This is a genomic window from Fructobacillus cardui, from assembly GCF_963580785.1.
Lineage (GTDB): Bacteria > Bacillota > Bacilli > Lactobacillales > Lactobacillaceae > Fructobacillus > Fructobacillus cardui.
Genome location: NZ_CAUZLS010000005.1, coordinates 67,906 through 81,704, shown reverse-complemented (window position 1 = coordinate 81,704; position 13,799 = coordinate 67,906). Strand labels below are relative to the sequence as shown.

Below are 13,799 nucleotides of genomic sequence, written 5' to 3'. Positions count from 1 at the left end.
TTTCTCTGATTTTTTTCTTGTGCTAAAATAGAGTCATGGCAAAGAAGAAAAAAGATAAAAAAACATTACCCGAACAAGTCCTCGACAAGCACGGCGTGTCCTATGAGCCACTTGAACTAAACGCATTGGACTTAAGTGAAGAAGAGATTGCGACTAAGATGAATGAATTGGGCATTCAACAATCCGACATCTTTAAGACGCTGGCCGTCAAAGGTGACAAAACCGGTCCTTTGATTGCGGTTGTTCCCCTCACCAAACGCCTAGATATGAAGAAATTGGCTGCGGTTTCTGGGAACAAAAAGACCCATATGTTGCCACTCAAGGAACTAGTGGCTACCACCGGCTATGTTCACGGTGCCAACAACCCCGTTGGTATTTGGCAGAACCACGGCTTTCCCATCTACTTCGCCAAGGAAGCAGAGACAGCTGATTACTTCCTGGTTTCGGCCGGTGAACTCGGTCGCTCCGATAAGTTAAATCCCAAAGAGTTGGCGGCGATGATTAACGCCCCCTTCGCCGATTTAACCGAAACGGAATCATAAAACAATTTTCAACAACAAGCAAAAGGCAGCACATCTATTTTGAATGTGCTGCCTTTTGCTTTTATTTGATTATTTACCAGCCTTGCGACATATCAGGAATTGGGCCAAAGCCCGATTGCTCCTGACGATAAGTACCGGCCATGTTCGAGAATTTAAAAGTTGGCTTGTTAAACATCAACTCCGCCTTCCCTCTAGCCCCGGCACGGTTCTTTTCAACAAGGACTTCAATTGGGACAACCGTTTCCTCTTCGACTTGGTTGCCACCCTCATCATCGTCCTCACCTGCTCGGTTGGGATGGTAGTCATCCCGGTACAAAAAGGCCACGATATCAGCATCCTGCTCAATCGAACCGGATTCACGCAAATCCGAAAGAATTGGCCGTTGGTCTTGACGCTGCTCAACGCCACGCGAAAGCTGAGCCAAGGCAATAATCGGCGTATGCAATTCCTTCGCCAACTTTTTAATCGAACGAGAAACTTCAGAAACGGCCTGCTGGCGACTTTCACTATTGGCAGACTCAATCAAACCCAAGTAGTCAATCATCACCAACCCTAGTGGATGGGGATTTTCATCCCGTTCTTCTTCTGGCATGCGCCCCACAACCTCGCGCTCTAATTTACGCAACTTGGCCGAAATTTGCGCCATCCGAATTCCTGGCGTGTCATCCATATAAATCTGCATGTTCGCCAACGATTGAACGGCTAAGGTTAATGCAGCCCAATCCTCTTCTTGCATATCACCAGTGGTCAATTTATTAGAATCAATGCCACCTTCTGCAGCGACTAATCGAGTTACCAAATCAACAGCACCCATTTCCAAAGAGAAAATCACAACAGGCTTCTTCTCAGTTTTGGCTGCGTTTTTGGCAATGTTCAAGACGAAAGCCGTCTTTCCAACGGCCGGACGGGCACCAATGACAATCATTTGGTCTTCACGAAAACCGTGTGTTAACTCATCTAATTGGTCATAGCCCGAGGCGATGCCGATGACCTTACTATCGGTTTCGCTGGCTGCCTGCAAATTTTCTTGGAATTCATTCAAAACGTCCTTAATCCGGCGCAAATCATCATCGCCCTGACTTTGGGCCAAACGGTCGAGCTGACGGCCGAGGTCCTCGAGTAATTCACTCGATGGTTCGGACCCGTCATAGGCCAACGTCATCGATTCTGTTAACGTTTGAATCAATCGCCGCAAAATCGCTTTTTCATGGACGATTTGTGCATAAAATTTTAAGTTTGAAGCAGATGCTGAAGCCTGTGAAATTTCAACCAAGTAGTTGACCCCGCCAACATTTTCCAACTGGCCCATGGCATTCAACTTGTCTTGCAGGGTCAACATATCAACAGGTCGTTCTTCTTCAACCAGCAGTTGCATGGCTTTAAAAATTTCTTGGTGCTTTTGCCGATAAAAATCGCTTGGGTCAAGGACGGCTTCCGCCGCGACAACGGCTGCCTCTGATTGAACATCAAAGAAAATAGCACCCAAAACGGCACGTTCTGCCGCTTCATCATTGGGTGCTTGTCGATATTCATTGCCCATTACTGAAACATCAGCCATTTTAGCCCTCGCTAACGTGCACTCGGAGGTCGGCCATCACATCGCGGTGCAACTTAACAGGAACTGTGGTGAAGCCCATTACGTGAATTGGCTGATTTAAGAGTAGCTTCCGCTTATCGATTTTGACCTTGTATTGGTCAGACAAAGCAGCCACGATTTGCTTCGTTGAAACAGCTCCAAAGAGACGACCATCCGTACCGGCCTTTCCCTTGATTTCGATCACTGTCTTTTCGTTTTCTAGCTTTTCCTTCAACTGCTTGGCTTCAGCCAATTCTTCAGCCGCCAACTTCTCTTCGGCCTTCTGCCGACCCTTGACTGCCCCGAGGTTTTTCCCAGTTGCTGGTTCTGCTTTTTTATTCTTGATTAAGAAGTTGTTGGCGTAACCATCCGGAACGTCCTTCACTTCGCCCTTCTTACCACGACCCTTAACATCTTCCAAAAATACAACTTTCATCTTTGCCTCCTTTTGGGCTTGTTCATCACGAGCCAAATACTTTGTTTTATCTTACTGATTTTATGACAACATTGTCAAAAGTTTTATTCAGCTTCTTCCGCTTCTTGACTGGCAATTGCTTGCAAAAGCTGGTCAGCAGCCTCGTCTGTCGTCACGTCAGACATTTGCGTGGCCGCATTGGACAAATGGCCGCCACCACCAAGGTCTTCCATAATTGTTTGCACGTTGAAATCGCCGTTTGACCGGGCTGAAATCCCAACCCGACCGTCATCACGCTTTGTGAGCACAAAGGAAGCCTTGACGCCCTCAACCTGAAGCAGTTCATCGGCTGCCTGGGCCGCAATCACGCTTTGGTAGACGGTATCGTTATCGCCAACCGCAATCGCTGAATGATTGTTAATCTCAGCTAAGTGAATCAATTCTGCTCGGGCCTTAAAGTCCGAGAACTTTTCCTTTAAGAAGGACTGGAGTAACTCATTATCGGCGCCATTGGCCCGCAAATACGAAGCCGCATCAAAGGTTCTTGATCCCGTCCGCAAAACAAAGTTTTTCGTATCAACTTGAATCCCGCCAAGCATGGCAGTGGCTTCGAGTCCGGTAATTGGTGCACCCTTTTGGTTCTGGTACTGCAACAATTCCGTTACCAACTCTGACGTTGATGAAGCATATGGTTCGATATAAGTCAGCATTGGCTTATCCGGCAGGCCATTTTCAGCCAAACGGTGGTGATCAATAACCACAACCCGATCCTTCAAGTCCTTCAACAAATCAGGTGCGCCATCCAAGGCCTCCTTGGCATGGTCAACCAAAATCAGCAATGACTTCTCCGTTGCTAAATCAAGCGCCTCTTTTTCGCTAATAATCGAAGCACCGAGGTCAACACCAGGCTCCCCCTCGCCCATCTGATCTGCTCGGACGGTCGCCAAGAGCGATTGGATATCTGAAAAAATTTCGTCCTCATTAACAACCACAAAGGCCTTCTTGCCCCGTGTTTGGCTAAAGCGCCATAGACCCATTGCCGAACCAACGGCATCCATATCTGGCCTCTGATGGCCGACCACAAAGACTTGGTCGGACTGATCCATCAATTCGGCAATGGTTTGTGAAATCACCCGGGCCCGGACACGCGTCCGCTTTTCCATCGGATTCGTTGTTCCACCATAGAAGCGGGCTGGCATGTCTTCTGCCTTCACAACCACTTGATCACCACCACGACCCAATGCCAAGTCCAAGTTTGTTTGCGCTAATTGAACCAAAGAATTGATGTCTTGTTCCCCATAGGCGATTCCCATCGAAAGCGTCAGGGGGGAATTCTGCTGGGCCGTTGCTTCACGGACAGTCTTAACCACCGAGAATTTCTCGTCTTCGGCCTTAGCCAAGTCACGTTGGTAACCCATCAAGAGGTAAGTTACTGGTGACAAACGGCGGACGTACAAATGGTACTTTTTAGCCCAATCCGTCAACTGTCCAGTCACATAAGTCCGCAACTTCGACGTCTCAGAATCAGGCATTCCTTCTGTCACTTCTTCATAGTTATCAACCGAAACCAATCCGGTGACCAGCCTGTGATCAGCTAAGTCGCGGTTTAAGGCTTCATTTTGGCTCACATCTAAGAGGTAAATAACGCCCAACTGTTCCTGATAAGCCATGTCAAAGGATCGGTCAAGCCAGGAGAAACGGTTAACCTTATCATCGGCATAATTTTTCACAGCAAAGGCTAGATCCCCATCTGCCTCCGACAGGCTTTCACCAATTAAATCTTGGTCAGCCAATAAGTTTTGGAGGTAGGGATTCACCCAGACAATCCGGTCCCCTTTACCCAAAAGAATAATCCCCATCGGCATTTCTAAAATGGCCTCTTGTTGGCCTAATTTAACGCGGTAGGTCAACTCCTCTAAGTAGGACTCATTTGATTGACCTGCCTGGATTAATCCTTTGAGCATGGTAGCAAAAAAAGCCACCAAGAGCACAAACCAAACTAACCCTAAGATCCAACTAGTCAAAAGTGCCAAAATCAAAGAAACAAAGGCCACAATAAACATGCCAATCGTTCCTGTCATAAAGGTTTTATTTTGTTGAAAGCGGGACAACACCCGCAGCTTCGAAAATGTTTTCATGAAGGCCTCAACTATTCTTTGCTTACATACTTACCTAACATTTTACCATACGAACAAAAGACTGTTGAAAAGTAAGCTAACCAGCTAACCAAAAGAAAAAAGTCAGACCGACTCTGGCATATACCGCAAAAGTGATAATCCTTTTTGAGCATACGACCATCAAAGGGCTGACTTTTAGAACAAAAAAACCAAGACAATTGTCTTGGTTTTCCTTGCACATTAGTCTTCAGTGACGAATGGCAACAAGGCCATGATACGAGCACGCTTGATAGCGGCCGTAACCTTGCGTTGGTTCTTTGCTGAAGTTCCAGTCACACGACGTGGCAAAATCTTACCGCGTTCTGAGATGAAACGTTCCAACAATTCTGTATCCTTGTAATCCACGTATTCGATGTGGTTGGCTGCAATAAAGTCAACCTTACGACGACGGCGTGGTCCACCTTGTGGGCGACGACGTTGTGGACGTGCGTTTTGTTCAGGCATAATCTGTCTCCTTTCAAATGAGATGTAAAGTTAAAATGGTAGGTCATCATCAGAAATATCAATTTCTGAATTATTGTTGGCCGCAAAGGGATTTGCCCCCTGCTGGTTACCACTTTGTTGGTTGTTATTTTGATTTGCGGATGCAAATGGATCAGCGTTACCAAAGTCCTGGCTATTGCCAGAGAAGTCTTGGCCTTGACCAGACCCATTTTGGGCCCGACGGCGTTCACTTTCAGCCTTTGATTCAAGTAGTGAGAAGTTATCAACGACAACTTCTGTTACATAAACACGTTGCCCGGCATTATTTTCATAATTACGCGTTTGCAACCGACCTTCGATTGCCACCAAAGCCCCTTTACCAGTAAAGTTGGCAAAGTTTTCAGCTGATTTTCGCCAGATAACGGCGTTGATAAAATCAGCTTCACGGTCTCCATTGGCATTGGTAAAGTTCCGATTCACGGCAAGCGAAAAGGAGCCAACCGCTACACCAGATTGGGTATAGCGCAATTCCACGTCACGGGTTAACCGTCCAATTAAAACAACTCGATTAATCATCTTTTAGGTCCTTTCCCGGTGGAATTGTGTCTTATTCAGCGTCGCGCTTGACGATCATTTGACGCAAGATGTCAGATGAGATCTTAGCCAAACGGTCAAATTCAGTTACTGCTTCGTCTGATGCAGCGTTGAAGTTGACGACATGGTAAGTACCTTCACGGTAACCAGCGATTTCGTAAGCGAAACGACGGTTAGACCAGTCAGCTGACTTGATAATTTCCGCACCGTTGTCAGCCAAGATCTTGTCAAAGCGTTCAACGAGCGCCTTTTTTGCATCTGCTTCCATGTCAGGGCGAATAATGTATGTTAATTCGTATGCTGTAGCCATGTATTTTTCCTCCTTTTGGTCTCTGGCAGCCAAACGGCTGCAAGGAGTGCGTGCATTCTTTGCACTCACATCCATTTACTATACTAAATCAGGTGCCTTTTTGCAAGCACAACATCGTTTTCCACCGTTAGCTAATTAGACGAAAGGAGTCGGCCATTTCTGACCGACTCCTGATTTTTATATCGAGTAAATAACTTATTTGGCTACTTCGTCTTGGGAAGCCTGACGCAATCCGATTCCGGTCAAAGCCGAAAGCAATGAAAAGACAGGTGAGAACAAGGCTAAGAAGGTAAAGGGCACGAAGGACAAGACTGGCACGTGAAGCGTCTGGCTTGCAAAGGCCCCGGCAACACCCCATGGGACCAGGTAGTTAGCAATCGCTCCCGAATCTTCCATAGCCCGCGACAACGCTAATGGTGACAAACCAAAGCGCTTATAGTCTTCCTTAAAAATTTGTCCAGGCAACATCACTGAAAGATACTGTTCACCCACTAAGAAGTTCGTAGCAATCCCCGTCAACAAGGTTGCAAAGACGATGGACTTCTGACTCTTCAGGTACGAAACAATTGGGTTCATCACTGCTCGTAAAATACCAAGGTTTGATAAGAGACCACCCAAGGCCAAAGCCAACATGATCAACATGATGGTTTCCATCATTGCCGTCATCCCGCCACGGTCCAACAAGGCGACCAGCGTCGCATTCGTTGATGACGTCTTGTAACCGTTAACCACCAAGTTCGCCCAGGCCTTCAAAGAGTGTCCGGACAACAAGTAATAAGCCGTGTTGACTACCACATTAATCAACAATGATGGAATGGCCGGAATCTTAGCCAAGGCCGAAATTAGAATCAAGGCAATTGGCACGATCGCCCACCAGGTTGGCTGAATCAACTGCGTGACCGCTGCCGTCTTGACGCTAACCCCACCTGTATGGTGGGCCGAAAAGCCAAAGACAAAGGCTAAAATCAGCGTAACTACCATGGCCGGCAAGGTTGTCCACATCAAATTTTTCAAGTGAGCAAAGAGATCAGTACCAGAAACGGCGGCCGCCAAGTTAGTCGAGTCTGCCAATGGTGAGCTCTTATCCCCGAAGATAGCACCGGAAATAATCATCCCCGCTACCAAGGCTGGGTTAAAGCCAAGGGTTATTCCAACACCCATCAAGGCCACCCCGACCGTTGACATCGTCGTAAAGGCAGAACCAATCATCGTTCCAACCAACGCAGAGGTTAACAGCGCCGTTGGCAAGAACCAAGCTGGGTTAATCAGCTTAAAGCCCAACCAAATCATGGTTGGAATCACACCCGTCCCCAACCAAAGGGCAATCATTGAGCCAATCAGCAAGAACAAGAACAAAGGCGCAATCCCGGCCTCAATTCCCTTAATCAAGGCCGCCTGCGCGTCCTGAAAAGTGACACCCGCGAGACGCATCACCAAGATAATCCAAGCAATGGCGACCAACAAGGGTGCAATTGGCGCAAGACCAAGGCCAATAATGCCCCCAGCCAAAATAAAAATGACACCGGCCAGAAGGCCAACTGCCAATTTACGGTTTACTTCACGTTGCATAAAAAACTATTCCTTCTTTTTTCGGGCCACAATCAACAGACCCACATTTGCCACAATCATGGCGATAAATACGGAGAAGAACAGCGGGTTAAACCAACCATGGTCCAACATAATACCTCCATAAAGAGGCCCAACCATTCGTCCAAGTGAAATCATAATGCTGACAAAGCCTTGTGCCTGACCGGAAACTTCCTTCGGCGTTAACTGGGCAACCCAGGCTGGCACCTGTGGTGAAGCTAGCATTTCACCCAAAGTCAGTAGCTCAAAGACCAAAACGATTTGCCAGAATTGGTTCACGAACAGCATTAAAATAAATGATGAGGCAAAGACAAAGCCACCCATAATTACTGAGAGGCGATACGGATGCTTGTTTGCCCAAGTTGAAATTATCTTTTGAAAAAGGATAATTGTCAAGCCATTTAAGACCCAGAGGTCTGCATAATGACGTGTTGAAATCCCAATCGAGCGCAGATGCGGGGCCATAACGGTCTCCCACAACATATAAGAAAGATAAATAACAAAGAGGAAGGCTGCCAAAAACCAGAGTAACGGTGACATCTCAAACTTGGCGGGTTCCTTAACCGCTTGCTGATTACGCGTTAAGATTGGTTCTGCATGATCTTCGTGACTGATTTCTTCAGCCTGATCATCATCCATGACTGGCGCAATGTCCGTATTGACATTAAAAATGCTGACCGCAATCCCTGTCAAAATAAGAAAAAGCGTCGCTGCCAAAAGCATTAACCACTGGAAACCGTAGTCAAAAAGATAACCAACGGCTAAGGTCCCAATTACCACCCCAACATTGAGGACGATGTACATATTATTAAAAATAATTCGTGTGTTCTTGCCGGTGACAGTCGTTGCATAAGCATTAAGCAACGTGTTAACCGAACCAATCCCAAAGGAAGCTGTCATCATCAAAAAGGCAAAGACCGGCCAGCCATTATAGAAGAACAAGGTCACCAAGGAGAAGAAGGCAATTAAGCTGGCCCCAATCAATGTTGGATACGGTCGCCAACGGTCAAATAGCTTACCAGCAATGTAGGCTCCTAAAATATTCATCAGGGAAGAAAACAAAATGACAACACCCGCCATCGTCAAATCTTGTCCCAAAGAAACGGTCATGTGGAGGGTTGTGACGGGCCAAATCATGGCATTACCAGTATTGGCGAATAAATTGGCTGTTAAGAGCCAGCGTTCTGATAATTTTTTGCTTTGAATGACTTGCATAATCCCTCCTTATTATTACATTAGTATAACATGAATGTCCTTTCATACCCGCCTATTTGCCTTTTTTCCCTCAAAAATGTAAGTGCTTACTTTTTTATTTAGAAAAAATATGTAAGTGCTTACTTCTTTTTGGCTCTAAGGGTGAGAGTTTTTTCAATTCTGACCTTTTTGTGATTTTTTTGCTCATTTCCGTTATAATAATAGCGAACGCAAAATAGATAAAGGGGACTCTTATGGTTGCAGAACTTAATACTTTAGTAACTTTCTTCGGCGCAACTGGTGATTTAGCCAAGCGCTTGCTTTACCCATCAGTCTTTAACTTATATAAAAAGGGCTACTTGGCAGAACACTTCGCCGTGGTTGGGACCGCTCGTCAGGACTTGACAGACGCTGAATTCCAAGACATGGTCAAGGAATCAATCTCAGCTGGTCAAGACGAAAAGCAGGTTGCTGATTTTATCGCCCACTTTTCTTACCGTGCATCTGACGTAACCGACGCTGCTGGCTACGTTGGTCTCAAGAAGGAAATCGAAAACGCCTCTAAAAAGTTTGGTGTTGTCGGCAACCGCATCTTCTACATGTCTGTTGCCCCTCGTTTCTTCGGAACAATTGCAAAGTTCTTGAAGTCTGAAGGTCTTTTGGCCGACAAGGGCTACAACCGCATTATGATTGAAAAGCCTTTCGGTACTTCTTATGCGACAGCCGAGCAACTCCAAAACGAATTAACAGAAGCCTTCAATGAAGACCAGGTTTACCGCATCGACCACTTCTTAGGCAAGGAAATGGTCTTGAACATTGCGCCATTGCGCTTTGGTAACCCCCTGATTAACAATGCTTGGAACAAGGACTACATCAAGAACGTTCAAGTTACTTTGGCCGAAACATTGGGCGTTGAAGAACGCGCTGGTTACTACGATACTGCCGGTGCCCTTTTGGACATGATCCAAAACCACACAATGCAAATTATCGGTTGGTTGGCCATGGAAGAACCAAAGGACTTCTCCGACGTTGCCATCCGTGACGCCAAGAACGCCGCCTTCTCTGCCCTTGAAATTTATGACGAAGCCGGGGTCAACCGCTACTTCGTTCGCGGACAATATGGTGCCGGCAAGACTGCTGGTCATATCGCCTACAACCAAGAACCAGACGTTCCAGCAGATTCAAAGACAAACACTTATATCGCTGGTGAATTGCACTTCAACACCCCTCGTTGGGAAGGTGTGCCATTCTACGTCCGTTCAGGAAAGCGTATGACTAAGAAGACAACTCGCATTGACGTTGTCTTCAAGGCTGGCGCCTTCTCATTTGGCTCTGCTCAAGAACCACAAGAAACTGTGCTTTCAATCGTGGTTTCACCAGACGAACAAATTACTTGGTCATTGAACGCCAAGGAAGTTTCTGATAACTTCAACACTCAAATGATTAAGTTGAACTGGGCACCAACAGCCGAACAAAAGGCTGTTACGCCAGCACCTTACGAACGGATGCTCCACGATGCCATGGACGGCAACGGATCAAACTTTGCTGACTGGCACGGTGTTGCCACTGCCTGGAAGTTTACCGACGCCATCTCAGATGTCTACGCTGCCGACAAGGCACCGCTTGAAATCTATGAATCTGACACCATGGGTCCACAAGCCGCTGATGACCTTTTGGCCAAGAACGGCGATGCCTGGGTTTTCCGTGGCGAATAAGCTTTTCAAATTAAGAAGGTCCACTTCAGTGGGCTTTTTTTCTTTCACAAAAATTTGTTCACAAAAAAGCACTGACCTAACGGCCAGTGCTTTTTGCTAACTCAAAACTTTTTCCATTAAAATGTCACGCTGGGCATCCGTTCCCAGCTGGAACACATGGTCGGAAAAGGGCGTAAAGCCAATTTTTTGGTAAAAAGCGAGTGCGTTTTGATTGTGTTCCCAAACGCCCAACCACACCCGACTCTTGCCAAGAACATTCGCCTGGTCAAAGGCCTGGTTCAGCAACTGCCGGCCCAAGCCAAGACGTTGAAAGGCAGCCAAGAGATAAATCCGTTCGACTTCAAGTGAACCGTCGCCCTCCTCTTCTGATTGGGCTGAGCCCCAATTGACCTTTAGATAGCCTGCCAGTTCATCATCATGAAAGACAAAATAGAACTGACTGTTTGGATTCTCCACTTCGGCCAATAGTTTATCGGTAGCATAAGCGGTATCCAAGTATTCGTTTAAATCAGCCGCTGAATTATCATCAGCAAAAGTCTCCGCAAACGTCCGACGGCTAATGTCCTGCAAAGCGGCAATATCAGCCGCCGTCACTTCTTTCATCTTTGCCATAGGCCCATTTCCCCCTTGCTGCACCCGAAAGGCTGGGTCCGATAATGCTTCTGTTTCGCGTTGGAATTCAGCCAAAAAGTTTTCCATAAAGGCAGACCGCCGCTGACCTTCTTCTTGTCCGGCCGGCGTATTCAATTGATCCGCTAATTTCAATAACTTTTCATAAAAATGGTTAACAGAAGTAGTTTGGTGGTGACGGTATTGGTCCTTCGTTTGCAGTTGCACTGGTTTAATCGCTGGGTCGTACAGTGGATGGCCCCTTTGTCCACCATAAGCAAATGTCCGAGCAATCCCAATTGCGCCCAACGCTTCCAAGCGGTCAGCATCTTGGACATACTGCCCTAATAAGGGAAGATCATAATGTTTTTTCAAGTTAGCGGAATAGGAAAGATGGGTAATTGTTTCGGCCACCAGCGCCTGGCCAATCGGTGCAATCCCCGACTGACGAAGCAAATCGTCAACTAAAATTTGCTGAGCGGCAACGTCAGCCACCACCTTATCGTCGATGGTGTCGTGAAGCAAGGCCGCTGCCTCCAGGATTACCTGGTCCTGTTTACTGATCTGACCATGATCTTCCTCATAAAGCGAGACTGCCAACCGGGCCACTTGCTTGGCGTGCAAAAAATCATGCCCAGAAGTGTCGCCCTTCAATGTTTCTCTTGCAAAGTTTCGAATCCCCGTTAAATCAATCGCCACTAGATATCCCTTCTATTCAAAAACGCCCCTTCGTTCGAATATTTAATCGGAGCAAAAACTCTTCAAATGTCCAACCGTAGAGGTAGCAAAAAGACAATAAGAGGGTCAAATCAGGACTGACCTTCCCCGCCTCATACTTAGAAACCGTACTTTGACAAATGTTCAACGCATCCGCCACCTGAACCTGTGTCAAATGGGCTTCCTTGCGTCCAACTTTGAGTTCGTGCGCAACCTTCTTTTGGAGCCAATAGCGAAAAGAAAGGTCTCTTAAAACCTTTTTCAGATCACCAGACGGTCCCCAGTTGAAATTTGTGACCATATTACGTCCTCCAATGAATGAAGAGCGTAATCAAAAAATTCCTATACTAAATTCTTGCCTCTATTGTAACGAAAAACGACCGAATTTGCACCATAGATTATCGCGCCAAGAAAACGCCGGTTCTTTGCTAATTAAAAGGCCCCGAATACTGATTTTTCAGCAATTCGGAGCACTTTTTAATAAGATTAATTTTTATAGGTAAATACCAGAAATGGGTAATCCAAGAGCCACCAAGTAAACGGCCCAACCAAAGATTAAATAACCAACCATTTCGACCGCTAATTCGTAAACAGAACGATGCCAGAAAAACGGAATCGTCTTAAAAGCTGGTAGAAAAAGAATATCAACCACGATCCAAAGAACGAAGCCAAACATCGTGCCCAGCCCATAGGTCAACCGACCATCAAAGTTAGCAGCCAAAACAAAGAAGATGGCCACCAACATCGAATAAACATAATAAACACTTAAGGAAATGACCGGGATCCTCTGATTACCAGCAACGATCAAGCTTTTTTGTGCCTCTTTTTTAGTCAAACCGAGTTCCTGTAAGAAAATCTCAATCGGCCCATTTTGGGTGGCCATTTGGCTGCGAGGAGGCAGGGTTTTCGTCCAACCGAATCGGACCATGCCGCCAAACAAACCGGCCAGGGCACCAACCCAAGCTGCATTAAAAATGGTGTTGAACATAGAACTGTTTCTCCTCAAATAATTCTTTTTAATCATAACACTTTGCCCTTAGAAAAAGCAGTGTTATAATGCAGAAAAAGACGATAGGAGTCACATTTATGCAGATTCAAGTGACAACAGAAGATGGCTACTTGCCAGACGCTTATAGCAAGTTTGCCAACGATAGCGAAAAATCAGGTCGCTACCCCATTCAATCATTTCCCTTTGAGGTGACAGACCTCCCCGCTGGCACCAAGTACCTGTCCTGGGCTTTCATTGATTTTGATTCAATTCCCGTGATGGGTTTTCCCTGGATTCATTGGCTAGCTGCCAACTACCCGGTGACTCAAGACACGGTCTCAATACCAGCGAACTTAGCCCAACTCGCTGCTAATCATGAAACAGACGTTGTCAATGACGGCTTCGTCCAGGGGGAAAATTCCTCTTATTCTCGCTATATTCAAGAAAAAGATTCCAAACTCAAACAGACTTATATCGGTCCCGTACCACCAGACCATGACCACCGTTACACCCTGATGGTGATTGCTTGCAAAGAGAAATTACCCGTGAAAGCCGGATTTTTCTTAAACGAACTTCATCACTTAAAGCAAGACAATCCAGCCATCATTTTGGCTGATACAAGCGTTGATATCTTGGCCAAAGCCTAGTAGTTTTCACCAATAAGCCAACGACTGACCGAAAACGACGCTTGTTGATATCTTGGCCACAGCTTAACGAGCATCACCGTAAAAACACTTTTTAAAAGTTTAAGTTTCACATTTTTTGTCTAAGAAATGCTTAAGCTTGTCCTGGTCATTTTTTTCTTTGGTATACTTAACCCTTGGATGACACTTGCAAATCCTGATTTTTTCAGGAGTACTCGGTAAAACTTTTTCTCATAAAGCTGTCAATCAACTACTGCGTTTTTTGACAACCCGGAAACAAGTTCTATATCCTGGTATTTAAGATACAA

The 13,799-nt window shown here is 46.1% G+C and carries 14 protein-coding genes; 3 read left to right on the top strand and 11 right to left on the bottom strand.

From position 1 onward, the window contains the following. Positions 1–35: 35 nt before the first annotated feature. On the top strand, positions 36–542 hold the full coding sequence (locus tag AABI20_RS05615; RefSeq protein WP_047974914.1) for an aminoacyl-tRNA deacylase: 507 nt from the start codon (positions 36–38) through the stop codon (positions 540–542). 73 nt (positions 543–615) lie between these two features. On the opposite strand, the gene dnaB is transcribed toward AABI20_RS05615, so the two are convergent. The 8 genes from dnaB to AABI20_RS05575 form a co-directional block, all read right to left on the bottom strand. Beyond that, complete coding sequence (gene dnaB, locus AABI20_RS05610) at positions 616–2,100, bottom strand: replicative DNA helicase (protein WP_338347064.1); 1,485 nt, start codon at positions 2,098–2,100, stop codon at positions 616–618. Between the two features lies 1 nt (position 2,101). Continuing rightward, positions 2,102–2,554 carry a 50S ribosomal protein L9 gene (rplI, locus tag AABI20_RS05605; RefSeq protein WP_338347061.1) on the bottom strand — a complete coding sequence of 151 codons (453 nt, stop codon included), beginning with the start codon at positions 2,552–2,554 and terminating at the stop codon, positions 2,102–2,104. Positions 2,555–2,637: 83 nt separating this feature from the next. Beyond that, on the bottom strand, positions 2,638–4,671 hold the full coding sequence (locus AABI20_RS05600; RefSeq protein ID WP_047974916.1) for a DHH family phosphoesterase: 2,034 nt from the start codon (positions 4,669–4,671) through the stop codon (positions 2,638–2,640). Positions 4,672–4,890: 219 nt separating this feature from the next. Then, positions 4,891–5,154 (bottom strand): 30S ribosomal protein S18, encoded by a 264-nt coding sequence (rpsR, locus tag AABI20_RS05595; RefSeq protein WP_047974917.1) that lies wholly within the window; start codon positions 5,152–5,154, stop codon positions 4,891–4,893. A gap of 30 nt (positions 5,155–5,184) precedes the next feature. Next, positions 5,185–5,709, bottom strand: coding sequence for a single-stranded DNA-binding protein (ssb, locus tag AABI20_RS05590; protein WP_047974918.1), 525 nt, complete (start codon positions 5,707–5,709; stop codon positions 5,185–5,187). Between the two features lie 31 nt (positions 5,710–5,740). Then, positions 5,741–6,037, bottom strand: coding sequence for a 30S ribosomal protein S6 (rpsF, locus tag AABI20_RS05585; protein WP_047974919.1), 297 nt, complete (start codon positions 6,035–6,037; stop codon positions 5,741–5,743). A gap of 195 nt (positions 6,038–6,232) precedes the next feature. Further along, on the bottom strand, positions 6,233–7,606 hold the full coding sequence (locus tag AABI20_RS05580; RefSeq protein WP_338347058.1) for a Na+/H+ antiporter NhaC family protein: 1,374 nt from the start codon (positions 7,604–7,606) through the stop codon (positions 6,233–6,235). Between the two features lie 6 nt (positions 7,607–7,612). Continuing rightward, positions 7,613–8,839 (bottom strand): MFS transporter, encoded by a 1,227-nt coding sequence (locus AABI20_RS05575; protein ID WP_047974921.1) that lies wholly within the window; start codon positions 8,837–8,839, stop codon positions 7,613–7,615. A gap of 233 nt (positions 8,840–9,072) precedes the next feature. Between AABI20_RS05575 and zwf the strand changes: the two genes are divergently transcribed. Beyond that, complete coding sequence (gene zwf / locus AABI20_RS05570; RefSeq protein ID WP_248661633.1) at positions 9,073–10,533, top strand: glucose-6-phosphate dehydrogenase; 1,461 nt, start codon at positions 9,073–9,075, stop codon at positions 10,531–10,533. A 96-nt stretch (positions 10,534–10,629) separates the two neighbouring features. Here zwf and AABI20_RS05565 read toward each other — a convergent pair whose 3' ends face one another. The 3 genes from AABI20_RS05565 to AABI20_RS05555 all read right to left on the bottom strand — a co-directional run bounded on the left by AABI20_RS05565 (position 10,630) and on the right by AABI20_RS05555 (position 12,847). Next, positions 10,630–11,841, bottom strand: a complete 1,212-nt coding sequence (locus AABI20_RS05565) for a GNAT family N-acetyltransferase (RefSeq protein ID WP_338347053.1) — start codon at positions 11,839–11,841, stop codon at positions 10,630–10,632. A 16-nt stretch (positions 11,842–11,857) separates the two neighbouring features. Then, positions 11,858–12,160, bottom strand: a complete 303-nt coding sequence (locus AABI20_RS05560; protein WP_338347050.1) for a helix-turn-helix transcriptional regulator — start codon at positions 12,158–12,160, stop codon at positions 11,858–11,860. A gap of 192 nt (positions 12,161–12,352) precedes the next feature. Continuing rightward, entirely contained in the window at positions 12,353–12,847 is a 495-nt protein-coding gene (locus AABI20_RS05555; protein WP_338346079.1) for a DUF1440 domain-containing protein, read from the bottom strand. 98 nt (positions 12,848–12,945) lie between these two features. On the opposite strand from AABI20_RS05555, the gene AABI20_RS05550 reads away from it, so the two are divergent. Further along, positions 12,946–13,494: a YbhB/YbcL family Raf kinase inhibitor-like protein gene (locus AABI20_RS05550; protein ID WP_168778611.1), complete on the top strand. Its 549-nt coding sequence runs from the start codon at positions 12,946–12,948 to the stop codon at positions 13,492–13,494. The last annotated feature ends 305 nt before the right edge of the window (positions 13,495–13,799 follow it).